Source organism: Pantoea sp. Cy-639 (assembly GCF_011752525.1).
GTDB lineage: Bacteria > Pseudomonadota > Gammaproteobacteria > Pseudomonadales > Pseudomonadaceae > Aquipseudomonas.
Map to the genome: position 1 here is coordinate 1 of NZ_VWXI01000023.1, position 21,617 is coordinate 21,617.

Genomic DNA, 21,617 nt, shown 5'->3' on the forward strand with positions numbered 1-21,617 from the left:
GACCAGGAAGGCGTGGCCGATGCCGCCGAAGTCGACGGCGTTGATGATGTCGACCAGGGTGCTGAGGCTGAGGTCGCCGCCGACCACGCCGAGCAGCTCGCCGCTGCCCTTGGCCTTGACCGGCATGACGATGCTCATCATCAGGCCGCCGACCGTTCCCTGGTAGGGGGCGGTGAACACCGTGTGACCGGCGCTGACAGCTTCGCCGTACCAGGGGCGCTGGCGTGGGTCGAAGCCTTTGGGCAGTTCCACGAACGGGCGTTGGGTGAACACCCCGTCGGCCTGGCCGAGGTAGGTGAACAGGAAGTTCTGGGTATAGGACGGTTGGTCGACCAGCGCTGGCACGTTGCTGCCGGCGCCTTGCTGGGCGATGTCCTGGGCCAGGTTCTCGAGGAGCAGGATGCGTCCGCTCATCCAGTTCTGCACGCTGCTGGCGGTCAGGGTGCCGGCCTGCTGGACGGAGGATTCGATGTTCTGGCGGATGGTGTTGCGTTGCAGGTAGTCGTTGTAGAGGGCAAACAAGGCAAACGCCAATACCACGATCCCGCAGGCGCTGAGCAGCACCTTGTGGCGGAATTTCAAGCTCATATTCGGAGACCTTCGGTGATTGTTCTTTTTTTGAATATCGCACGCACATGACGCAATGGCGGGACTCTCGCCTCCATTATCGGCCGCGGCTGTAGGAATCTTGAACCGTTACTTTCGTCCAACGGTACAGGTTGTTCATTGACAGGGTTTGTGCTTGCCACCTTCTGCAGGTCCTACAACTTGGTTCCTTGTATTGATGTAGTCCATTTCTCAAAGGGGCTTTTTCCCCAGTCTGGCCCGTTGTGGCCCGGGAGCATGACGTTCTAGTCTCGCCCTGTTCGTCGTGCCCCGGCCGCCTTGGTTGATCGGGTGATGGGCAGAGCGCCGCGCAAGGATCGCGCGGTCTTGCCCGGTGGCCTGGGTACGGGGCGCGGCGGACACTTTCTCTATTCGGGCGGTGGCAGGTGGGGGGCTTGCTGCTGTTCTTGCACAACAGGGGGTGAAGGGTGAGCAGGGATGAAGAGTCGAAAGACAAGGTCGGGTTGAAGGTCGTCAGCCTGGCGGCGCGAGCGGGACGCTATTCGATCCGCAACTGGGTACGAGCAGTGCCGGGGTTGCCGACGCGGGACGTGTTGCAGGAAACGTCGGTGATCCTCGGGGTCATCACCGGGCTCACGCAACAGGCCTTGCTCAAGCCGCGCGAAGCGCAGACGCTGATGCGTGCCACGTACTACCTCAGCGGGCTGGCCAAGGCGATGATCGATGGACAATTGCCGGTCAAGGCGCAGGAGGAGGGGAAGGACGGCTAGTACCAGGCAGGAGGGCCAGCTTTCCAGTCGACCAAACAGCAGAAGGCCGCTCCCAGGAGCGGCTTTCTGCTGTCTGGCAAACGCTTCAGGGCGCCAGGTTGAACAGTTGGTAATCGCCTCCCTGCAGACGTAGAGCAGACTCACGGACGACGCAGGGCACTGGCGAGCGCAACCGTCAACGCGACCGCCAAGGCCATCGCGAGTGTCATGGTGATGGCCAGACCCAGATACTCGAGCAGTCCCGCCAGGGTCAGGTAGAACGCAATCACTCCCACGGCGCCAATCGCGTTGCCACGCACCATCACTGCCATCCCGGCGCGGCCGCCCTGCACATGGGCGAACACCACCAATGGCCAGGCGATCACGGGTATCGGCGCGAGCATGCCGCTGGCCGCGGGCCCCAGCCAACTGGCGAAACCGGTGGTGGCCATCAGCAGGCTGGTGGCGGAAACCATGCGCAGAGGGATCTCCCAGAAACGTTGGCGAGGGCGGGCGAGGGTGTCTGGCGTCGGTTCGCGGCCGCTGGCGCGGATCAGCAGGCCGATCAGCAACAGGGCCACCGCAATCGAAAGGTACAGTCCACCCCAGTGGGTAAAGGCATAGGCCGCCACACCATAGAACAGCAGCGCCAGCGGCACCGCCACGGCGAGGCCGGCATGGCGCGTGACCAGCAGGTAGAACGCATAGGTGGCCTGTACCGCGGCCAGGCCACCGAGGGCGCCAGGGACCGCGCCGAGGGCGAAGGCACTGCCCTGCTCCAGGCACAGGAAAGTCATCACCAGCGCCGAGGTGACCGGCAGCCCGGACAGCAATCCGCCGAGCAGGCCGCCCCAGCGGCGTGAAGCGAGGGAAATGGCCCACATCAGCAGCGGGGTAACCAGAAGCTTCAGGTAGAACAGGGTCATTGCAGGATATCCAGGCTTGCACAAAGGGCGCCCACCGTCGGCATCAGGCAGGGCGCGGATGAATCAGCCACGGCTGGCCTGCAGCGCCTGGGCCAGGTCGGCGATGATGTCGTCGCTGTGCTCGATGCCGATCGACAGACGCACCATGTCCCGCGGTACACCGGCCTTCTCCAGTTCTTCGTCGTTGAGCTGGCGGTGAGTGGTGGAGGCGGGGTGGCAGGCCAGCGACTTGGCGTCACCGATATTGACCAGGCGTACCACCAGTTGCAACGCGTCGATGAAGCGTGCGCCGGCCGCCTGGCCGCCCTTGATGCCGAACGACAGGATCGACGCCGGCTTGCCACCGGTGTAGCGCTGGGCCAGTTCATGCTCGGGATGGTCGGGCAGCCCGGCGTACTTCACCCAGGCCACCTGTTCGTGAGCCTGCAGGTAGTGGGCGACCTTCAGCGCGTTCTCGGTGTGGCGCTCCATGCGCAGGGCCAGGGTCTCCAGCCCCTGCAGGATCAGGAAGGCGTTGAACGGCGACAGCGCGGCGCCGGTATTGCGCAGTGGCACCACGCGGCAGCGGCCGATGAACGCGGCGGGGCCGAAGGCCTCGGTGTAGGTGACGCCATGGTAGGACGGATCGGGGGTATTGAGCAGGGCAAAGCGTTCCTTGTTGTCGCCCCAGGGGAACTTGCCCGAATCGATGACGATGCCGCCGATGCTGGTGCCGTGGCCGCCGATGTACTTGGTCAGCGAGTGTACGACGATGTCGGCGCCATGCTCGAACGGCCGGCAGAGGATCGGCGTGGCCACGGTGTTGTCGACGATCAGCGGCACGCCGTGACGGTGGGCGGCAGCGGCCAGGGCGGCGATGTCGACGATATTGCCGGCCGGATTGCCGATGGACTCGCAGAACACCGCCTTGGTGCGTGCGTCGATCAGCCCCTCGAGGGCGGCGATGTCGTCGTGGGCGGCGAAGCGGGTGTGGATGCCCATGCGCGGCAGGGTGTGCGCCAGCAGGTTGTAGGTGCCGCCGTACAGCTTGGCCACCGAGACGATGTTGTCGCCGGCCTCGGCGACGGTCTGGATGGCGTAGGTGATGGCGGCCATGCCCGAGGCCACCGCCAACGCGCCGACCCCGCCTTCGAGGGCGGCCATGCGCTGTTCGAGCACGTCGTTGGTGGGGTTCATGATGCGCGAGTAGATGTTGCCGGCGACCTTGAGGTCGAACAGGTCGGCGCCGTGCTGGGTGTCGTCGAAGGCGAACGAGGTGGTCTGGTAGATCGGCACGGCCACGGCGCGGGTGGTCGGGTCGGGGCTGAAGCCCGCGTGGATGGCGAGTGTTTCCAGCTTCATGCGGTCGTTCCTTGAGCGTGGGATGGAAGCGCTCGAGCATGGAACGGGGAGCATGTGGGGGTCAATAGCTCAGGAGGCGTGCAGGCCAGGGGCCTGGCCTGCACGCGCCATGGATCATGCGCTGAGGGTATTGCTGGGCATGGCAAAGGGCAGTTTCGGCAGCAGTGGCATGATGTCTTCGAACTGCTGGCGTTGGCTCCAGTCATCGTAGTCGCCGATGACGTAGAGCCGCTGCTTGGCACGGGTGACGGCGACGTTGAGCAGGTTAGGTGTGCTGACGGCCCAGTCACGTGCACCTTCGTTGTCGGTGCTGCCTCCAAGTATCAGGATGATGATCTGCGCCTCCTTGCCTTGCATGGTGTGAATGGTGCCGTAGACGATCTGCTTGGGCAGGAAGCTCGAGAGTTTGCTGCGCACATCCTGGAACGGTGTGATGACCGTGATCTCGTGATGCGCCACGCCGTCGACCGTGAGCCGCTCCAGCAGGCGCCTGAGCATGATGCCTTCCTGGCGCACCCAGTTGTTGCCCGACGAGGGGCCGATGACGTGCAGCCAGCCGGTTGGCAGGCTGGCCTTGCTGGCCTCTTCGGGGGCAGGGGCATGGGTCCCGTATACCATGGCACCGGCATAGGCGATGCGGTTGGCCATCTCGAACATGGGGCGATCGCAGCGACGATGGACCACCAGTGGCAAGCCGACCCAGGTCTGCGCCTGGCTGGGGCCGAGCATCTTGCCCCAGCGCGTGGCCAGGTCGGCCAGAGACTGGGCCGATTGGCGATTGCATATCCAGTGCGGATCGACCTGGTAGTGCTTGCGCATGTGTTCGAGCACGGCGTCGCATGCTGGCACGATCGGCGGCAGTTGCAGCGGATCGCCCACCAGCACGGCACGCTGCGCACGCCAGAGGGCGCCCACGGCCGCCTGGGGAGTGGCCTGGCCTGCTTCATCCACCAGCAGCCAGCCGATCTCGCCGCAACCGAAGCTGCCGAAGGAACGGGCGAACGAGGCGAACGTGCTGCTCAGGACCGGGACTACCATGAATAGCGATGCCCAGATGGACCGGCCCAGGTCAGGGGAAATGCCGTGGTACGGGGCGCCGGTCAGTTGTCGGGTGATGCAGTAGAGGTTGGCGCTCAGGCGCTTCGCCTCGATCTGGAACAGGGTCTTGTGCAGGTGGAGGGCCTCGATGAACACGCGTGCCCGTGCCTGCCGCCAGCCTTCCAGCTGCCACGGTTCGAGTTTCTCGATTGCCTCGTCAGGATTGAGTGTGCCGTGCTCGAGCCATGCCAGCACGTGTTCGGCGCCCCCGGCGGTGGCCAGGATGCGAGCGGCCTCGATATCACTGCACAGCGTTGCCTCCAGCGCCTGGCACTGTTGCCAGGCCGTCTCGATCTGCTGCTGGCGATCCTGTACCTGTTCGCCCAGGCGCTTGTCCTGCTTTACGGCAGTCTCGTAAGCGTCGTCGCACAGCCGGTGCTGTTGGCGCAGGCGGGTCAGGCGTGCACGCCAGCGGCGGGTTGCTCCCCACAGTGTGATCAGGTTGAGCCATAGGCCAGGTTGCTGGCTGGCGTGGCCATCGAGGGTCTGCAGCGCGTTTTGCAAGTGCTCCCGGGCAGGTATCAGCTGGGTGGTCTCGTGATCGACCAGGTCGAGCTGAAGTCGTTCCAGGGCCAGCTTGTGGTTGGCGTGCTCGACACGTTGCCGGGCCAGTGCCGAGCGGCGTTGGTGGACGCCATCGATGTGCTGGTTGATGACGTTGACCTGTTCGCACAGTGCCTGGGCGGCAGCTTTGCAGGCGTTGTAGCGGTTTGTCGCCGCTTTCCAGCAGCTCTGGCGCTCTTGCTCGGGGACGTTGTTGGCAGGATTGGTCAACCAGCCAATGAATCCTTTGGGGCCGGTGGGCTTGTCGGACAGGTCGATATCGGCAGTGTAACTGTCCTCCTGCTCGGCCAGCACATCGGCGCTCTGCAGGTCGTTGGCGGCGATATCCGCACGTGCAGGCTTCTTCTTGGGCGGTGGTTCGCCGTAGAAGAAGCGGCTGACGAATTGCTTGCGTTTGGTCTTGCTGCCCAGGGCCGCGGAGATCAGACCCCAGGCTTGCTGGTCGATCAACAGAGTGGCGAGGTCGGCGAAATAGTCGATTTCACCCAGCCAGGAGGCGTCGACGGTCTTGAGCTGGGGCAACTCTAGAGTGATGTTTTCCACCGCGACGTTGTTGCTGGACGCCACGACGATCTCGAAACCGAACAGGGCCGGATTCAGACGATAGCCTGTCTGTTTGCGGCCAGTATCGTTGATGTCTTCGCTGCCATTGCTGACGAAGGCTTGCGAAGCCCTGTCGAACGAGGCAAGTACGTCGGCACGGCGAGTTACCACGGCAGCGATCAGGTCGCGCAACAGCGTGGTCTTGCCTGTTCCGGGCGGGCCGTTGACTCCCAGGACGCCTGCGCTGTCGCCAAGCTCGTCGAGCAGGCTGTTGACGGCCAGTTGCTGCGAATGCACGAGGCCAAGGTGATGGCGGCTCGGCCAGCAGCCTGGGGCGAGTTTGTGCGGATAGAGCCGCTCGACGATCGGCAGCGAAGCGTCCGGATGATCCAGGTACAGCCGCTGTTGGGGGTCATGCTCACGCAGGTATTGAGCCAGGGCGCTGCTGGATTCGCCACGCTCCAGTGCCGCTGCGACCTTGACCAGGTCATCGAGCAGGAAGCTGTTGAGCGGATCGTCCGCGGGGGCGGGCTTTTCGGGGTCGATCGGTGTTGAGCGCAGCCGATGCCGGCAGGGGGCATCACCGAAGAATTCCTCCAGACCCAGTTGTTCCCGGACCGCGCACGTCAATTCATGCAGCGCCTTGTGGGTCACGGTGCCGCTGAGCAGGCTGCTGGCCATGTGACGGGCGCCTTCCTGGGCGCTGTCGAAACCATGGGTCCAGGTTCGCCCGGCGAGCACGCAGCCGAGGAACCAGGCCTCGCTGGACAGGATCAGGCTATCCGCTACCAGGGCGCCCTCCTCGGTGAACTTCAGGGCGAACAGGGCGGTTTCCCGGGACTGCGGTTCGGTGTAGCCCTGGTTGGCGCCAAAATGCGCGCCCAGGGCCTGGGTAACGGCCAGGCTATCGTATAGATGGGCGAACACGCTGTGGCTCCAGACGCGTTTCTCGGGCAGCTTCTGCTTCTGCACCGGGCTGCCGGCCTGCCACGGCAATGGTTCACCCTGGGTGAGGAGGTCGTGGAAGAACGGCGAATAGATGTCGTCTTCATCACGGGTGTTGAGCTTGGGAACGGATTGCGGCTGCAACAGTTCGATGGCGTGCCAGTAGTACACGATGCTTGACGGGTTCATCGACATCCTTGATTACGGGGGACTCGGCCTTGCGAGCAGTCGGTCGAGACAAGAGTCAGCGTGGGAGCGGTGACGCGATCATGAGCCACGGCTCTTCCTCATCTTGTGGGCGCTGGCACCTGTTCTGAACGAGCCCTTGTCTGCATCGGTGGCCTCGACATGAACACGGGCGTTGCCAGGCATACCCTGCAGGTGGTTGACCAGTATCCGGCGGGAGCTGTCCAGCTGGGGGGCATCGGGCATGAGACAACTCCTTGTGGTCTCTGGAGGACTGCACGAATGCAGGGGCAGGCCGCGAGCTTAACGCGACAGATGGCCCGATGATATCGTCAGTCGCTGCAATGCTGCACGGGTCAGGCTCGACAGGGGCTGGCCGTCCACGCCAGGGAGCCATCATGGATTCGCTCTACCTCATCGCCCTCGGTGCCATCGTCGCCGGTTTCGTCCAGGGGCTGTCCGGCTTTGCCTTCGGCATGGTGGCCATGTCGTTCTGGGCCTGGAGCCTGGAACCGCAGGTGGCGGCGGTGCTCACGGTGTTCGGCAGCCTTGCCGGGCAACTGATTGCGTTGTTCAGCGTGCGCCGTGGCTTCAGTTGGTCGCTGTTGTGGCCATTCGTCCTCGGTGGGCTGGCGGGCATTCCCTTGGGCGTGTGGGGGCTGCCGTACCTGGACATGCTCTGGTTCAAGGCGATGTTCGGCACGTTGCTGGTGCTGTGGTGCCCGCTGATGTTGCTGGCACCACGCCTGCCGCGCCTGCGTGGCGGGCGCCTGGCCGATGGCGCGGTGGGGATGGTGGGCGGGGTGCTGGGAGGGATCGGCGGGTTCACCGGCACGGTGCCGACCTTGTGGTGCACCTTGCGCGGTTTCGAGCGCGACCAGCAGCGGGCGGTGATCCAGAACTTCAACCTGTCGATGCTGGCGGTGACCATGGCTACCTACCTGGGCACCGGCCTGGTGACAGTGGCATTGCTGCCGGCGTTCGGCGTGGTGGTACTGGCGATGGCGCTGCCGACCTTGCTCGGCACGCGTCTGTACCTGGGGATCAGCGAGGTGGCGTTTCGGCGGATCGTACTGGGGCTGCTGACCTTGTCGGGAGTGGCGATGCTGGTAGTGGCGGTGCCGGGGTTGCTGGCACGGGACGTGCTGTGAGGGCGGCTATGCCTTGAGGGGCAGTGTGGGAACAGGCCTTGCCCCGCGATGGATGGCACCGGCTTTGCCGGTATCGCGGGGCAGGCTTGTTTCCACGTCCAGGTGCCGGCAGCACCAATCAGCGATCAGGCTTTGCAGGTAGTAGCAGGGAGTGAACGGAGCGGCTAGCCCAGCGTACGCTCGATACCGCCCAGTACCAGGCTTTCCATCAGTGCCAGGCCGTCGGCCTCGCTGAGCGTGCGTTCGCGCAGCAGGCCGGGCAGTTGGTTGAGCTGGGCCGCCAACACCTGCCCGGTGGCCGTCAGGGCTTCGCCGGTCAGTTTCGCCTGCGGCGCGATCAGACGCAGCAGACCGCTCTCGTAACGCTCGCGCAAGGCCAGCAGGCGTGCCTGCTGGGCCTCGCTCAGGCAACAGAAGTCGCGTTCGGCCAGGCGAAACTGCAACGGCCGTTCGCCATGCAACTGCCAGTGCGCGGCAATCAGGCAGGCCAGTACCGGCTTGCCTCGGGCCAGGGCCCGGCGGCCCTGGTCCAGGGTCGCCAGCAACTCCTCGTAGAGCTCCTCGATCAGGTCGTACAGCAGGTCCTGCTTGCTCGGGAAATGGTGGTACAGCGAGCCTGCGGTCAGGCCGACGTGCGCCGCCAGCTCACGCATGCTGACCTGGCCGAAGCCTTTCTCGGCGAACAGGGCCATGGCCCTGTCGCGGCGTTCCTCGAAGTTGGCGCAGCGCAGCGCCGCGTTGACCGGGGGCATGGCGCGGCCTCAGTAGCTGAAGAAGCCGCGGCCGCTCTTGCGGCCCAGGTAGCCGGCCGCGACCATCTCCTTGAGCAGCGGGGCGGGGCGGTATTTGCTGTCGTTGAAGCCCTCGTGGAAGGCCTCCATGATCGCCAGCAGGGTGTCCAGGCCGACCAGGTCGGCCAGGGCCAGGGGGCCGATCGGCTGGTTGCAGCCCAGGCGCATGCCGGTGTCGATGTCCTCGGCGCTGGCCAGGCCTTCCTGGCGCACGAAGATCGCCTCGTTGATCATCGGCACCAGGATGCGGTTGACCACGAAGCCCGGACGGTTGCCGGCGGTGATCGGTGTCTTGCCGAGCTTCTCGGTCACCAGCAGGGCCTGGGCGTAGGTTGCGTCGCTGGTCTGCAGGCCACGGATGATTTCGACCAGCGCCATCATCGGCACCGGATTGAAGAAGTGCACGCCGATGAAGCGCTCGGGGTGCTCGATGCTGGCGGCCAACTGGGTCACCGACAGCGACGAGGTGTTGGTGGCGATCAGGCAGTCGGCGCTCACGCTGGCGGCTACCTGCTGCAGGATGCGCTGCTTGAGCGCCAGGTTCTCGGTAGCCGCCTCGATCACCAGTTGCGCAGCGGCCAGCTGGGCGTAGTCGGTGCTGGTGCGGATGCGCCCCTTGGCCGCCTCGGCGCGTTCGGCGTCGAGGGTGCCCTTGTTGACCTGGCGTTCGAGGTTCTTGGTCAGGGTGGTTACGCCGCGCTCCAGGGCAGCGTCGGAAACGTCCACCAGCAATACCTGGTAGCCGGCGGTCGCGCACACCTGGGCGATACCGTTGCCCATGGTGCCGGCGCCGATCACGGCGATCTGTTCGATAGTCATGCGGGGTGCTCCTTAAACGCGTTCGAAGACGACAGCGATCCCTTGGCCGCCGCCGATGCACATGGTGGCCAGGGCGTAGCGGCCCTGGACACGTTGCAGTTCATGGATGGCCTTGGTGGCGATGATCGCGCCGGTGGCGCCTACCGGGTGGCCGAGGGAAATTCCCGAGCCGTTGGGGTTGACCTTCTCCGGGTCGAAGCCCAGGGCACGGGCCACGGCACAGGCCTGGGAGGCGAAGGCTTCGTTGGACTCGATCACATCCAGGTCGGCGACCTTCAGGCCGGCTTTTTCCAGCACTTTCTGGGTGGCCGGGATCGGACCCAGCCCCATCAGCGCCGGCTCGACCCCGGCGTGGGCGTAGGCCACCAGCCGCGCCAGCGGCTTCAGGCCCAGGCGGCGCACGGCGTCGCCGGTGGCCAGGACCAGGCCGGCGGCACCATCGTTGATGCTGCTGGCGTTGCCGGCGGTGACGCTGCCGTCTTTCTTGAACACCGGCTTCATCGCCGCCAGTTGTTCGGCGCTGGCGTCGGCACGCACGTTCTCGTCGATGGCGAACTGCACGACGCCTTTGCGGGTCTTGATCTCGATCGGCACGATCTGGCCGTCGAAGCGGCCCTCGGCCAAGGCGCGGGCGGCGCGGCGCTGGCTGGTCAGGGCCACTTCGTCCTGCATCTGGCGGCTGATGCCGTGGGCCTCGGCGACATTCTCGGCGGTGATGCCCATGTGGAAGTGCTCGAACGGGTCCTGGAGGATGCCGACCATGTAATCGATGCCTTGCAGGTCGCCCATGCGCGCGCCCCAACGGGCCTGGGGCAGCAGGTAGGGACCGCGGCTCATGGCTTCGGCGCCGGCGGCCAGGGCGATGTCGCTGTCACCCAGCAGCAGGCCCTGGGCGGCCGAGACGATGGCCTGCAGGCCCGAGCCGCACAGGCGGTTGACGCTGAAGGCCGGGGTTTCCTTGGGGATGCCGGCGTTCATCGCCGCGACCCGGCCGAGGTAGGCGTCCCGCGGTTCGGTGGGGATCACGTTGCCCATGACCACATGGCCGATCTGCGCGGCCTCGACGCCCGAACGGGCGATGGCGGCGCGGGCCACCTGGGTGGCGAGATCGGCCAGCGGCAGGTCCTTGAGCGAACCGCCAAAGCTGCCGATGGCCGAACGTACCGCGCTGACGACATAGATTTCTGTGCTGCTCATGGGAGGCTCCGTGTGCGAAGGCGTGGCGGGGCGGCGACAGCTCTGCGAGAATGGCCGCCGCACTTTTCTGCAACCCCTGGGGTTGATCGAGTCTAGGCAAAGGCCTGGAAGCGGCCTATGCCGGATCTGCTCAGGCAACCTGGCATTTTTTGCCACTCAGCATAGACAGCGGACTTCTGCCATGCGCGATAGCGACACGGTCGCGGTGTACTTTCTCAACGCCATGCTGCATGCCCTGCGTGATCGGCCGCAGGCACGCGACGCCCAGCTGCGCGCGGTGGGCATCGACCCGCAGGTGCTGGTTCAGCCCCAGGCGCGGGTGCCGGCCAAGGCCTTCGCCCAGTTGTGGCTGGCGCTGATCGGCGAACTTGGCGATGAGTTCTTCCAGCTCGACAGCCATGGCATGCCGCTGGGCAGCTTCGCACTGATCTGCCGCGGGCTGATCCAGGAGCCGAACCTGGAGAAGGCGCTGCGCCAGTGCCTGGGCAGTTTCGGCCTGTTCCTGCGTGATCTGCAGGGAAGTTTCAGCCAGCGTGGTGGCCGCGCGGTGATCAGCGTGCGTTCGCAGATCGCCGACCCGCTGACCCGGGTCTACGCCGAGGAAACCTACCTGGTGCTGGTGATCGGCCTGCTGTGCTGGCTGGCCGGGCGGCGCATCGCCATCGACCGCACCGAGCTGGCCCTGGCTCGGCCGGCCCAGGAGGACGATGCGCTGTTGTGGGGGCCGGACGTGCGCCTGGGCAGTGGGCGTACCGAAGTAGAGTTCGACAGCGCCTGGCTGCGACTGCCGGTGGTGCAGGACCTGGCAGCGTTGAAGACCTTCCTGCGCACGGCACCCCAGGGGCTGGTGATTCGCTTTCGTCACCAGAACGGCCTGGTGGCGCAGGTGTATCGGCACCTGAGGGCGCGGCAGTACGGGCAATGGCCGACGTTGACGGCGATGGCCGAGCGTCAGCAGCTCAGTGCCAGCAGTTTTCGCCGTCAATTGGAGCGCGAAGGACGCTCGTACCAGCAGGTCAAGGACGAAGTACGCCGGGCCATTGCCTTCGAGCTGTTGCGCGAAGGACGCCTGAGCGTCGCCGAGATCGCCGGGCAGACGGGGTTCCAGGAGCCCAGCGCATTTCACCGGGCGTTCAAGAAGTGGACCGGGCAGAGCCCGGGGAGCTACCGGGCCAGGCGAGCGCCAACGGCCCTGTAGGAGCCGGCGTTGCCGGCGATGGGCCGGGAGTCGCTCAGGCCACCATCGCCGGCCCTACGCTGGCACCATCGCAAACCCTACGCCAAAGCGGTTCCAGGCGTTGATGGTGGCGATGGCCAGGGTCAGGTTGGCCACTTCCTGCGCGCTGAAATGCTCCAGCAGCGCTTCGTATTCAGATTGCGGGGCGCCACGCTCGGGCAGGCGGGTGAGGCTGTCGACCCAGGCCAGGGCGGCGCGTTCGCGCGGGGTGAAATAGCGGGTCTCGCGCCATACGCTCAGGGTCTGCAGACGCGCTTCGCTCTCGCCGGCCTTGCGGGCGTCGTTGGCGTGCAGGTTGACGCAGTAGGCGCAGCCGTTGATCTGCGAGGCGCGCAAACGCACCAGTTCGAGCAGCGAATGCTCCAGCCCCGAGTTGATCAGCGCCTGCTCGAGGCCAACCATGGCCTTGTAGGCTTCAGGTGCCTGGCGGGCCCATTCGATACGGTCATGCATGGTGAATCTCCAGTGAGCAAAGGGAACGTGGCGCTACCTTAGCGCCGGGCCGCACCAGATCGAATAGCCAATCGCGCACTTTGCCGGGAGGCCAATGCCCCATTCAGCCATCCACTGATGTGCATCCAATCTCTTCATTTCTGCCCAGGCGATGGAGTCGGGATAATGACCCGGTCTTCACAGGAGAACCGATTCATGTCGGAACAACGCTTCATGCGCGAGGCCATCGACCTGGCCCGTGCCAACATCCAGGCCGGTGGCCGGCCTTTCGGCGCGGTGCTGGTGTACCAGGGCCAGGTGATCGCCCGCGCCGTCAACGAGATCCACAGCACCCAGGACCCGACAGCCCACGCCGAACTGCAGGCCATTCGCCAGGCCGCCCAGGCCTTGGGCCGCGCGCGGCTGGACGGCGCCGAGATCTACGCCAGCGGCCATCCGTGCCCGATGTGCCTGGCGGCCATGCACCTGTGCGGCATCGAGCGCGCCTGGTTCGCCTATGACAACGACGAAGGCGAGCCCTATGGCCTGTCCACCGCCGCGGTCTATACGCAGATGGCACGCCCGCCGCAGCAGCAGAGCCTGCCCCTGCGTCCGCTGAAGCCTACTGGCGAGTCGGGCTTGTACGCCGAGTGGAAACAGGCCGGCCAGGCATGAGAGGCGCACTGAACCTGCTGCTGGTGGTGCTGCTGGCGCTGAACCTGCGGCCGATGCTCACCAGCATTGGCCCCCTGCTGGAACCGATGCGCCAGAGCACCGGGCTGGGCTACCAGCAGGCGGCCCTGCTGACCGCCTTGCCGGTGCTGTGCATGGGACTGATCCCGTTGCTGCAGCCCTGGCTGCGACGCTGGTTGAGCGAGCATGGCGGCATGCTCGGCGGGCTGGCGGCCATTGCCGCGGCCTGCCTGTGGCGCCTGCAACTGGACAGCGCCTGGGCGTTGATCGCCAGCGCCGTGGTCGCAGGCCTGGGTGTGGCGGTGGTGCAGGGCATGATGCCGGGGTTGGTCAACCGCTGGTTCCCGACCCGTCTGGCGGCGACCATGGGCCTGTACTCGGCGGCGCTGATGAGTGGTGGCGGCCTGGCGGCGGTGCTGGGGCCATCGATCACCGCCTATACCGGTCGCTGGCAGATGGGCCTGGGCGTCTGGGCCTTGCCGGCCCTGCTGGCGGTGCTGGCCTGGGTCGTCCTGCGGCCACGCCAGGACACGCCCAAGCTCGGCGGGGCTGCGGGCGGCCATTGGTTCGGCAACCGCCGTGCCTGGCTGCTGGCGCTGTACTTCGGTCTGATCAACGGCGGCTACACCAGCATGGTGGCCTGGCTGCCGGCCTATCACCTGGAGCATGGCGGCACGGCCCAGGGCGGCGGTGAGCTGGTTGGCCTGATGACTATCTTCCAGGTCACTGGCGCCCTGGGGTTGCCCCTGTTGCTGCGCCGCCTGGCCGACCGTCGGCCGGGGTTGTGGCTGGCGTTGCTGATCCAGTTGGGCGGCTTCCTCGGCCTGCTGCTGGCGCCGGCCACGGCCATGGGCCTGTGGGTGGCGATGATCGGCCTGGGCCTGGGGGCCTGCTTCAGCCTCAGCCTGACGCTGACCCTGGAGCACCTGCGCACACCGGCCGAGGCCGGCAGCCTGGCGTCCTTCGTCCAGGGCGTGGGCTTCATCATCACAGGCATCGTGCCGTACATCACCGGCTGGTTGCGCGATGTCAGCGGCGATTTCCAGGCATCCTGGACGCTGCTCACCTGCACGGTGGTGGCGATGTTGCTGGTGACGGTGTGCTTCGCGCCGCGCGGCTATGCCAAGGCCATCGCCCGGCCGGCCTCGAGCGGCGCCGCCGCGTCGCTCAGCTGAGGCGCTGCAGGGTATCGCGGACCCGGTCCAGCGCCGGGTCGATATCCAGCAGCTCGATGGCGCCGAAGCCCAGCAGCAGCCCCGGTCGTACCGGGGCCTGGCTGAAGAACGGTGCCAGCGAATACAACCCCACTTCGACCTTGCGTGCCAGGTTGACCAGCAGTTCCACATCCACTGCGGGTTCGGCCAGGGCGCTCAGGTGGAAGCCGGCGCTGGCGGGCACCGCGCGCAGCCAGGGTGCCAGGTCGCTGTCCAGGCGCGCCAGGATCCGCTCCCGGCGGGCGCTGTAGACCTCGTGGCAGCGGCGTATGTGCTTGTTCAGGTGGCCTTCGCCGATGAACCGCGCCAGCGCCCACTGCTGCAGGCTCGGGCTGTGCCAGTCGGTCAGGTGCTTGGCCACGCAGGCAGCTTGCAGCACGGCCGCTGGCAGTATGGCGTAGCCCAGGCGCAACTCCGGCAGCAGGGTCTTGGAGAACGTCCCCACATAGGCCACCAGGCCGTGCCGGTCCAGGCGTTGCAGCGCTTCGGCGGCCGGCCCCTGGTAGCGGAACTCGCAGTCGTAGTCGTCCTCGATGATCAGCGCTCCCAGTTCGGCGGCCCGCGTCAGTAGCGCCTGGCGCCGCTGCTCGCCCATGGGCATGCCCAGCGGGAACTGGTGCGAGGGGGTGACGTAGATCAGCCGGGTGCCAGGCTCGATCTGTTCGACGCACAGGCCCTGGTCGTCCACCGGCACCGCCTGCAGTTGCGCGCCCAGGGCCAGGAACAACTGGCGCGCCGGAGGGTAGCCGGGATCTTCCATGGCCACCTTGCAGCCGGGTTCGACCAGCACCCGGGCAATCAGGTCCAGGGCTTGCTGGGCGCCGTTGCACACCAGCACATCGGCGGCGGCGCAGTGCACTCCGCGGGCGAAGGCGATGTGGTGGGCGATGGCCTCGCGCAGCTCAGGCAGGCCCTGGGACGAGAACTGCCGCTCGGTGTGGCGCTGGCTGCGGCGCAGGGCGTATTGCAGGCAGGTGCGCCACTGGTCGTAGGGGAACTGCGCCTTGCTCGAGGCTCCGCCGACGAAGTCGTAGCGCGAGGGTGCGTCCAGTGTGCGTCGGCCAAGCACGGTGGCGCGCTGGCGCCAGCGTTCCAGGGTGTCGGCGGCAGCCAGGGGGAGGGGCTCGGCGCTCTCGGGCTGGAGCGGCCTGCGCGGGGTGATGAAGGTGCCACGGCCGACCACGCCGCTGAGCAGGTTGTCGTAGGTCAGGCGCGAATAGGCTTCGGCCACGGTCTTGCGTGAGATGCCGAGTTGTTCGGCGAGCAGACGCGTGGGCGGCAGTTGCGTGCCGGCGGCGAGGTGGCCGCTGTCGATACCGGCGCGCAGTTGCTGGTAGAGCTGGTCGGCGAGGCCTTTGCGGCCCTCGAGGCGGATATGCAGTTCCATCGGGCAGTGTCCGAAACACGGAGAGGGGTAAAGCTTCGGGGTTTGGCGGGGAAGCTGCAAGCGGGGAGCCTCGCTCCATCGCTGGCTGCGCCAGCTCCCACGACCATTCTGGCGGGCCTTGCGGCGTCATCGGGCATGGCTTGTGCTGACTTGTGCTGATAGTGATATAGCCCTTTCCCGGGGAGCACCGCCTACGGCGTCATCGGGCTGTCACCGTGGGAGCTGGCGCAGCCAGCGATGGGGCGGGAAAGGGCACCCAGGAGCAATCAGAGCCTGGCTGTGCTGATGGTGATGTAGCCCTTTTCCGGCAGGGCGATACGAATCACTGTCTCGTCGGCGCAGGCCTTGCGCTTCTGCTTGATGCAGACGCCGTCCACCGCAGCATCGCGCATGCGCGCGGGGATGGCCCGGCCGCTGTCGTCGAAGAATGCCTCGCTGGCGAGCAGCTCGACTTTCTCGATCAACTGGCGGGTACGCTCGTCGGTGGCGCAGAAGAACCGTACGCCGGACAGGTGCGGATTGTCGTCCGGGTTGCTGACCTCATGAGCCAGCAGTTGGCGCAGGAGGTCGCGCAGTTGATGGGTGGTGCGGGGGTGTCTGGGCATGGCGTGGCCTCGTCTGGAAGATGGCTGGTCGCGGTTGGCGGCCTCAACGGCTCCAGGGCGCAATGATGTTTTTACCGGTGCGGGGGCGGCAATCGCGAAGCCTCCGTGCTTGTGGTAGGAGGGTTCCGAAATTACAAGCAGCGCCCTCATCATCGTCTTGATCCGCGTCAGCCCTGGCAGTGATGTGCCGGTGTTGGTGGGCGTGTGGGGGCTGAGGCAGAATTGCGCCATGCCCATCATGTCTTGCCGAGGTTCCTGCCCATGAACAGCCATTTCCAGCCGGTCGAACTGACCAAGGCCTATCGCCTGCTCAACCATGGACCGACCGTGCTGGTCTCGGCCAGCCACGCCGGGGTCGACAATGTGATGGCCGCCGCGTGGGCCTGCGGGCTGGACTTCGATCCGCCCAAGGTCACCGTGGTCCTCGACAAGGCCGCCCGCACCCGGCAACTGGTCGAGGGCAGTGGCTGGTTCGTGTTGCAGGTGCCCAATGCGGCCCAGGCCCGACTGACCTACCAGGTCGGCAACCAGAGTCTGTTCGACCAGCCGGACAAACTGGCCGGTATCGGCGTGCAACTGGCGCGGGTCGGGGATTTCCCGGCACCGCTGGTGGACGGTTGCTCGGCCTGGCTGATGTGCCGGCTGATCGACGAGCCGCACAACCAGCAGACCTACGACCTGTTCATCGGCGAGGTGGTCGCGGCCTGGGCCGATGACCGGGTGTTCCGTGACGGGCACTGGGCCTACGAGCATGCCGATCCGCAATGGCGCAGTCTGCACTACGTGGCCGGGGGGCATTTCTATGCCATCGGCGCGCCGCTGCGGATCGATTCGGACAAGTAGCGCCCAGCCGAAGCAGCACTGGCCTAAAGCACCGCGGCGCCGGCCTTGGCCACCTGGGCATCCTGCTCGGGCCGGACTCCGGAGACACCGATCGCGCCGACTACCTGGCCCTCCACCCGCAAGGGCACCCCACCCTCAAGGCTGGTCAGCAGGGGGGCGGTCACGAACGCGGTGCGCCCGCCGTTGACCATCTGTTCGTAGTCGCGGGTCTCGCTCCGGCCCAGCGCCGCGCTGCGGGCTTTCTCCAGCGCGATGTAGGCACTGGCCGGGGCGCAGCCATCCAGGCGCTCCAGCAGCAGTGGGTGGCCGCCATCATCGACCACGGCGATGGTCACCGCCCAGTGCTGGTCGAGGGCTTCCTGGCGCGCGGCGGCCAGCAGGCGGGCGACGTCTGCCTGGCCGAGTACGGCTTTGCTATGCATGAGGCACCTCCGTTGCAAGGGCGGCTTCGACAATTTCGATCCAGTGTCGCACCGGGGTGCGCCCGGCCCCGTCGAGGTGAAGCTGGCAACCGATATTGGCGGTGGCGATGAGTTGTGGTTGGCCGCTTTCCAGAGCGTTGAGGCGGTTGTCGCGCAACTGGCGTGCCAGTGCCGGTTGGGTCAGCGAATAGGTGCCCGCCGAGCCGCAGCACAGATGGCCATCGGGCACCGGCGTCAGGTGAAAGCCCAGCCGGGCCAGCACGCCTTCCACCGCGCCGCCGAGCTTGAGTGCATGCTGCAAGGTGCACGGGCAGTGGAACGCCAGACGTTGTTCGGCGCACAGCCCCAGGCGTTCCAGCGGTTCGTCCTGCAGCACCTGCACCAGGTCGCGGGACAGCGCGCTGACCCGCGCCGCCTTGGCGGCATAGCGTGGGTCGTCGGCCAGCAGGTGCCCGTAGTCGCGGATGAAGGCACCGCAGCCACTGGCCGTCTGCACGATGGCCTCGACGCCGGCTTCGAGCGCTGGCCACCAGGCGTCGATGGTGCGCCGGGCGCGGTCCAGCCCTTGGGCCTGGGCATCCAGGTGGTAGTCCACGGCGCCGCAGCAACCGGCCTCGCGCACCGCTTCGACACTGATCCCCAGTCGATCGAGCAGGCGCGCGGTGGCGGCATTGGTATTGGGCGACAAGGCCTGTTGTACGCAGCCCTCGAGCAGCAGGATCCGTCGCGCATGGCGCGGCGCCGGGCGTGCTCCAGGCGCGGCCACCGTCGCTGGCAGCTTGGCCTTGAGCCCTGCCGGCAACAGGGGACGCAGGACCTGGCCGGCCCGGACCAGTGCCTGCAACGCCGCAGGTTGGGGCACCACGGCCCGCAGGCCGCCACGCAGCAGGCGTTGGCCCAGGGGACGAGGCACCTGGCGGTCGACCTCGGCGCGGCCAATGTCGAGCAGGTCGTGGTACCTCACTCCCGAAGGGCAGGTGGTCTCGCAGTTGCGACAGCTCAGGCAGCGGTCCAGATGCTGCTGGGTGCTGGCGCTGACCGGCTGGCCCTCGAGCACCTGCTTGATCAGGTAGATGCGTCCGCGTGGGCCGTCCAGTTCGTCGCCGAGCAACTGGTAGGTGGGACAGGTGGCGGTGCAGAAACCACAATGCACGCAACTGCGCAGGATGCGTTCGGCCTCGTCGGCGCGGGGCAGTTGGCGGGCGGCGTCGCTGAGATGGGTTTGCATGGCGATGGGCTCACAGGTCCGGGTACAGGCGGCCAGGGTTGAAGATGCCCTGGGGGTCGAGTTGCTGTTTCAGGGCACGGTGATAGCGCATCAGTGCGGCGGGCAGCGCAGGGCTGCTGTCATCGCCGGGAGCGTAGGCCGTGGCATGGCCACCGGCCTTGGCCGCCTGTTCGCGGATCTGCGAAGCGGGTGCGTAGGATTTCAGCCAGCGCTGTGCGCCGCCCCAGTCGAGCAATTGTCGGCCCGGCAGGGCGAGCGGACCACAGGCCAGCGGCACTGACAGGCGCCACAGCGGGGCGGGGTCGTCGAAAAAGCTCAGGCGCTGCTCGCGCAGGTCGCTCCAGAACGTGCTGTCCAGCGTGTCGCCGCCGAGCCGTTCGCAGGCCGAGCGCACCGAGCCTTCGCCACCTTCCAGGCGCAGGTGCAGCGCCGTGCCGTCGTGACAGGCGGCGCTGATCGGCAGGGGCTGCTGGCCCCACTCGGCCAGTTCGGCGAGTGCCTGGCGGGCGTCCAGTTCCAGGCGCAGGCTGTGGCACTGGCGTGGTCGTGGCAGCACTTTCAGCGACACCTCGGTGAGCAGGCCCAGGCAGCCGAAACTGCCAGCCATCAGGCGAGAGACGTCGTAGCCGGCCACGTTCTTCATCACCTCGCCGCCAAAGCGCAGCAACGTGCCGTGGCCGCTGATCAGGCGACAGCCCAGCACCCCGTCGCGCACCGCGCCGGCCCAGGGGCGGCGCGGCCCGGACAGACCGGCGGCGACCATGCCGCCGAGGGTGGCCTCGGGCCCCAGGTGTGGCGGCTCGCAGGGCAGCATCTGCCCGGCCGCGTGCAGCACGGCTTCGACTTCGCGCAGCGGCGTGCCGGCGCGGGCGCTGAGCACCAGTTCGGTCGGGTCGTAGCTGACGATGCCGCGGTGGCCGCGGGTGTCGATGATCTCGCCGGCCACCGGGCGGCCGAGCATGGCCTTGCTGCCGCCGCCCTGGATGCGCAGTGGCGTGCCCAGGCTCAGGGCCTGGTTGACCTGCTCCAGCAGGTCCTGGCCGAGGTCGCGGTCCGGGTTCATCAGAAGCGCTCCAGGTCGGGGAAGGGCAGTTGCCCGTGGTGCACGTGCAGGGCGCCGAACTCGGCGCAGCGCTGCAGGGTGGGGATGTTCTTGCCGGGGTTGAGCAGGCCGCTGGGGTCGAAGGCGGCCTTGACCGCGTGGAACAGGGTGATTTCGTCGCGGTTGAACTGCGCGCACATCTGGTTGATCTTCTCGCGGCCCACGCCGTGCTCGCCGGTGATGCTGCCGCCCACTGCCACGCACAGTTCGAGGATCTTGCCGCCGAGGGCTTCGGCCCGTTCCAGCTCGCCAGGCAGGTTGGCGTCGAACAGGATCAGTGGGTGCATGTTGCCATCGCCGGCATGGAACACGTTGGCCACCCGCAGGCCGTACTGCGCGGACAACTCGGCGATGCCCTTGAGCACCCGTGGCAATTCGCGGCGGGGGATGGTGCCGTCCATGCAGTAGTAGTCCGGTGACAGGCGCCCCACGGCGGGGAAGGCATTCTTGCGCCCGGCCCAGAAGCGCACGCGCTCGGCCTCGTCGCACGCCAGGCGCACCTGGTTTGCGCCGGCCTGGCGCAACAGGGCCTCGACCTGTGCGCAGTCCTCCTGCACATCCGCCTCGACGCCGTCGAGCTCGCACAGCAGGATCGCCGCCGCATCCACTGGGTAACCCGCGTGGATGAAGTCCTCGGCGGCGCGGATCGCCAGGTTGTCCATCATCTCCAGGCCGGCGGGGATGATGCCGGCGCCGATGATCTCGGCTACCGCGCGGCCGGCCTCCTCGACACTGGCGAAGCTGGCCAGCAGCACCCGCGCCACCTGTGGCCTGGGCAGCAGCTTGACGGTCACCTCGGTGACGATGCCGAGCATGCCTTCGGAGCCGGTGAACAATGCCAGCAAGTCGAAACCGGGGCTGTCGAGGGCATCGCCGCCGAGCACCAGCCGTTCGCCTTCGGCGCTGAGTACCTCGACCTTGAGCAGGTTGTGCACGGTCAGGCCGTACTTGAGGCAGTGCACGCCACCGGCGTTCTCGGCGACATTGCCGCCGATCGAACAGGCGATCTGCGACGACGGGTCCGGTGCGTAGTACAGGCCATGGGGCGCTGCGGCCTGGGAGATGGCCAGGTTGCGCACGCCGGGCTGGACCCGGGCGTAACGGCCCTGGGCGTTGACCTCCAGGATACGGTTGAAGCGCGCCATCACCAGCAACACGCCCTGGCGCAGCGGCAGGGCGCCGCCGGACAGGCCGGTGCCGGCACCCCGGGCCACCACCGGCACGCCACGCGCATGGCAGAGCCTGAGCAGGGTCTGGACCTGTTCCAGGCGTTCGGGCAGCGCCACCAGCAGCGGCACTGTGCGGTAGGCCGAGAGGCCGTCGCATTCATAGGGCTTGAGGTCTTCCTGATGGTGCAACAGCGCCAGGTCGGGCAAGGCTTCGCGCAGGGCCGTCAGCAGCGCGGCCTGGTCCACGGTGGGCAGCGGTCCATCGACACGCTCGTCGTAGAGGATGTTCATGTGGCTCTCTCGCGGCATCTTGTTGTTGTCGACGGGGCGCCGGGCGACCCGTTTCCGGCAGGGCGATCACTTGGGCAGACTGCGCGGGGCGAACAGTTCGCGTCGAGCGGTTTACTG

At 67.0% G+C, this 21,617-nt stretch carries 21 protein-coding genes; 6 read left to right on the top strand and 15 right to left on the bottom strand.

Annotated elements, in window-relative coordinates; all coding sequences use genetic code 11:
• Window positions 1-588 (bottom strand): cache domain-containing protein (locus tag F3J43_RS21970; protein ID WP_205298033.1); only part of this gene is annotated, 588 nt, incomplete at its 3' end.
• A gap of 446 nt (window positions 589-1,034) precedes the next feature.
• On the opposite strand from F3J43_RS21970, the gene F3J43_RS21975 reads away from it, so the two are divergent.
• On the top strand, window positions 1,035-1,337 hold the full coding sequence (locus F3J43_RS21975; protein WP_166892054.1) for a DUF3077 domain-containing protein: 303 nt from the start codon (window positions 1,035-1,037) through the stop codon (window positions 1,335-1,337).
• Between the two features lie 140 nt (window positions 1,338-1,477).
• On the opposite strand, the gene F3J43_RS21980 is transcribed toward F3J43_RS21975, so the two are convergent.
• The 4 genes from F3J43_RS21980 to F3J43_RS21995 form a co-directional block, all read right to left on the bottom strand.
• Window positions 1,478-2,242, bottom strand: coding sequence for a hypothetical protein (locus F3J43_RS21980; RefSeq protein WP_166892057.1), 765 nt, complete (start codon window positions 2,240-2,242; stop codon window positions 1,478-1,480).
• 63 nt (window positions 2,243-2,305) lie between these two features.
• Window positions 2,306-3,583, bottom strand: a complete 1,278-nt coding sequence (locus F3J43_RS21985; RefSeq protein WP_166892060.1) for a bifunctional O-acetylhomoserine aminocarboxypropyltransferase/cysteine synthase — start codon at window positions 3,581-3,583, stop codon at window positions 2,306-2,308.
• A 114-nt stretch (window positions 3,584-3,697) separates the two neighbouring features.
• On the bottom strand, window positions 3,698-6,922 hold the full coding sequence (locus F3J43_RS21990) for a DEAD/DEAH box helicase (RefSeq protein WP_166892063.1): 3,225 nt from the start codon (window positions 6,920-6,922) through the stop codon (window positions 3,698-3,700).
• 78 nt (window positions 6,923-7,000) lie between these two features.
• Window positions 7,001-7,165, bottom strand: a complete 165-nt coding sequence (locus F3J43_RS21995; protein ID WP_166892066.1) for a hypothetical protein — start codon at window positions 7,163-7,165, stop codon at window positions 7,001-7,003.
• 152 nt (window positions 7,166-7,317) lie between these two features.
• Between F3J43_RS21995 and F3J43_RS22000 the strand changes: the two genes are divergently transcribed.
• Window positions 7,318-8,070 carry a sulfite exporter TauE/SafE family protein gene (locus F3J43_RS22000; protein ID WP_166892069.1) on the top strand — a complete coding sequence of 251 codons (753 nt, stop codon included), beginning with the start codon at window positions 7,318-7,320 and terminating at the stop codon, window positions 8,068-8,070.
• A 164-nt stretch (window positions 8,071-8,234) separates the two neighbouring features.
• On the opposite strand, the gene F3J43_RS22005 is transcribed toward F3J43_RS22000, so the two are convergent.
• From F3J43_RS22005 to F3J43_RS22015, 3 genes are read right to left on the bottom strand one after another with little or no spacing between them, the layout of a single operon-like run.
• Window positions 8,235-8,822 (bottom strand): TetR/AcrR family transcriptional regulator, encoded by a 588-nt coding sequence (locus F3J43_RS22005; RefSeq protein WP_166892072.1) that lies wholly within the window; start codon window positions 8,820-8,822, stop codon window positions 8,235-8,237.
• Window positions 8,823-8,831: 9 nt separating this feature from the next.
• On the bottom strand, window positions 8,832-9,680 hold the full coding sequence (locus F3J43_RS22010; RefSeq protein ID WP_166892075.1) for a 3-hydroxybutyryl-CoA dehydrogenase: 849 nt from the start codon (window positions 9,678-9,680) through the stop codon (window positions 8,832-8,834).
• Window positions 9,681-9,692: 12 nt separating this feature from the next.
• Window positions 9,693-10,877, bottom strand: coding sequence for an acetyl-CoA C-acyltransferase family protein (locus F3J43_RS22015; RefSeq protein WP_166892078.1), 1,185 nt, complete (start codon window positions 10,875-10,877; stop codon window positions 9,693-9,695).
• 181 nt (window positions 10,878-11,058) lie between these two features.
• Here F3J43_RS22015 and F3J43_RS22020 point away from each other — a divergent pair, with 181 nt between their 5' ends.
• Window positions 11,059-12,075 carry an AraC family transcriptional regulator gene (locus tag F3J43_RS22020; protein ID WP_166892081.1) on the top strand — a complete coding sequence of 339 codons (1,017 nt, stop codon included), beginning with the start codon at window positions 11,059-11,061 and terminating at the stop codon, window positions 12,073-12,075.
• Window positions 12,076-12,129: 54 nt separating this feature from the next.
• Here F3J43_RS22020 and F3J43_RS22025 read toward each other — a convergent pair whose 3' ends face one another.
• Complete coding sequence (locus F3J43_RS22025) at window positions 12,130-12,567, bottom strand: carboxymuconolactone decarboxylase family protein (RefSeq protein WP_166892084.1); 438 nt, start codon at window positions 12,565-12,567, stop codon at window positions 12,130-12,132.
• A 195-nt stretch (window positions 12,568-12,762) separates the two neighbouring features.
• On the opposite strand from F3J43_RS22025, the gene F3J43_RS22030 reads away from it, so the two are divergent.
• The gene (locus F3J43_RS22030; protein ID WP_166892087.1) at window positions 12,763-13,221 is read left to right on the top strand and encodes a nucleoside deaminase; all 459 of its coding nucleotides are present in this window, start codon (window positions 12,763-12,765) and stop codon (window positions 13,219-13,221) included.
• Complete coding sequence (locus tag F3J43_RS22035; protein WP_166892091.1) at window positions 13,218-14,414, top strand: cyanate transporter; 1,197 nt, start codon at window positions 13,218-13,220, stop codon at window positions 14,412-14,414. Before F3J43_RS22030 ends, F3J43_RS22035 begins: the two co-directional genes overlap by 4 nt.
• On the opposite strand, the gene pdxR is transcribed toward F3J43_RS22035, so the two are convergent.
• Both pdxR and F3J43_RS22045 read right to left on the bottom strand, forming a co-directional pair.
• Entirely contained in the window at window positions 14,407-15,840 is a 1,434-nt protein-coding gene (pdxR, locus tag F3J43_RS22040) for a MocR-like pyridoxine biosynthesis transcription factor PdxR (RefSeq protein WP_166892094.1), read from the bottom strand. The genes F3J43_RS22035 and pdxR overlap by 8 nt on opposite strands.
• A 266-nt stretch (window positions 15,841-16,106) precedes the next feature.
• Window positions 16,107-16,445, bottom strand: a complete 339-nt coding sequence (locus F3J43_RS22045; protein ID WP_166892097.1) for a hypothetical protein — start codon at window positions 16,443-16,445, stop codon at window positions 16,107-16,109.
• A gap of 261 nt (window positions 16,446-16,706) precedes the next feature.
• Here F3J43_RS22045 and F3J43_RS22050 point away from each other — a divergent pair, with 261 nt between their 5' ends.
• Window positions 16,707-17,288: a flavin reductase family protein gene (locus tag F3J43_RS22050; protein WP_166892100.1), complete on the top strand. Its 582-nt coding sequence runs from the start codon at window positions 16,707-16,709 to the stop codon at window positions 17,286-17,288.
• Between the two features lie 23 nt (window positions 17,289-17,311).
• Here F3J43_RS22050 and F3J43_RS22055 read toward each other — a convergent pair whose 3' ends face one another.
• From F3J43_RS22055 to glcD, 4 genes are read right to left on the bottom strand one after another with little or no spacing between them, the layout of a single operon-like run.
• Window positions 17,312-17,710: a heme-binding protein gene (locus F3J43_RS22055; protein WP_166892103.1), complete on the bottom strand. Its 399-nt coding sequence runs from the start codon at window positions 17,708-17,710 to the stop codon at window positions 17,312-17,314.
• Window positions 17,703-18,938, bottom strand: coding sequence for a glycolate oxidase subunit GlcF (glcF, locus tag F3J43_RS22060; RefSeq protein ID WP_166892106.1), 1,236 nt, complete (start codon window positions 18,936-18,938; stop codon window positions 17,703-17,705). The genes F3J43_RS22055 and glcF overlap by 8 nt, the downstream gene beginning before the upstream one ends.
• A 10-nt stretch (window positions 18,939-18,948) precedes the next feature.
• The gene (glcE, locus tag F3J43_RS22065; RefSeq protein WP_166892109.1) at window positions 18,949-20,001 is read right to left on the bottom strand and encodes a glycolate oxidase subunit GlcE; all 1,053 of its coding nucleotides are present in this window, start codon (window positions 19,999-20,001) and stop codon (window positions 18,949-18,951) included.
• Window positions 20,001-21,500: a glycolate oxidase subunit GlcD gene (gene glcD / locus F3J43_RS22070; RefSeq protein ID WP_166892112.1), complete on the bottom strand. Its 1,500-nt coding sequence runs from the start codon at window positions 21,498-21,500 to the stop codon at window positions 20,001-20,003. Before glcD ends, glcE begins: the two co-directional genes overlap by 1 nt.
• Between the last annotated feature and the right edge of the window lie 117 nt (window positions 21,501-21,617).

Bases quoted from the DNA above. Each gene is read 5' to 3' on its own strand.
- F3J43_RS21980 (WP_166892057.1), bottom strand. From the start codon at position 2,242: ATGACCCTGTTCTACCTGAAGCTTCTGGTTACCCCGCTGCTGATGTGG.
- F3J43_RS21985 (WP_166892060.1), bottom strand. From the start codon at position 3,583: ATGAAGCTGGAAACACTCGCCATCCACGCGGGCTTCAGCCCCGACCCG.
- F3J43_RS21990 (WP_166892063.1), bottom strand. From the start codon at position 6,922: ATGAACCCGTCAAGCATCGTGTACTACTGGCACGCCATCGAACTGTTG.
- F3J43_RS21995 (WP_166892066.1), bottom strand. From the start codon at position 7,165: ATGCCCGATGCCCCCCAGCTGGACAGCTCCCGCCGGATACTGGTCAAC.
- F3J43_RS22000 (WP_166892069.1), top strand. From the start codon at position 7,318: ATGGATTCGCTCTACCTCATCGCCCTCGGTGCCATCGTCGCCGGTTTC.
- F3J43_RS22005 (WP_166892072.1), bottom strand. From the start codon at position 8,822: ATGCCCCCGGTCAACGCGGCGCTGCGCTGCGCCAACTTCGAGGAACGC.
- F3J43_RS22010 (WP_166892075.1), bottom strand. From the start codon at position 9,680: ATGACTATCGAACAGATCGCCGTGATCGGCGCCGGCACCATGGGCAAC.
- F3J43_RS22015 (WP_166892078.1), bottom strand. From the start codon at position 10,877: ATGAGCAGCACAGAAATCTATGTCGTCAGCGCGGTACGTTCGGCCATC.
- F3J43_RS22020 (WP_166892081.1), top strand. From the start codon at position 11,059: ATGCGCGATAGCGACACGGTCGCGGTGTACTTTCTCAACGCCATGCTG.
- F3J43_RS22025 (WP_166892084.1), bottom strand. From the start codon at position 12,567: ATGCATGACCGTATCGAATGGGCCCGCCAGGCACCTGAAGCCTACAAG.
- F3J43_RS22030 (WP_166892087.1), top strand. From the start codon at position 12,763: ATGTCGGAACAACGCTTCATGCGCGAGGCCATCGACCTGGCCCGTGCC.
- F3J43_RS22035 (WP_166892091.1), top strand. From the start codon at position 13,218: ATGAGAGGCGCACTGAACCTGCTGCTGGTGGTGCTGCTGGCGCTGAAC.
- pdxR (WP_166892094.1), bottom strand. From the start codon at position 15,840: ATGGAACTGCATATCCGCCTCGAGGGCCGCAAAGGCCTCGCCGACCAG.
- F3J43_RS22045 (WP_166892097.1), bottom strand. From the start codon at position 16,445: ATGCCCAGACACCCCCGCACCACCCATCAACTGCGCGACCTCCTGCGC.
- F3J43_RS22050 (WP_166892100.1), top strand. From the start codon at position 16,707: ATGAACAGCCATTTCCAGCCGGTCGAACTGACCAAGGCCTATCGCCTG.
- F3J43_RS22055 (WP_166892103.1), bottom strand. From the start codon at position 17,710: ATGCATAGCAAAGCCGTACTCGGCCAGGCAGACGTCGCCCGCCTGCTG.
- glcF (WP_166892106.1), bottom strand. From the start codon at position 18,938: ATGCAAACCCATCTCAGCGACGCCGCCCGCCAACTGCCCCGCGCCGAC.
- glcE (WP_166892109.1), bottom strand. From the start codon at position 20,001: ATGAACCCGGACCGCGACCTCGGCCAGGACCTGCTGGAGCAGGTCAAC.
- glcD (WP_166892112.1), bottom strand. From the start codon at position 21,500: ATGAACATCCTCTACGACGAGCGTGTCGATGGACCGCTGCCCACCGTG.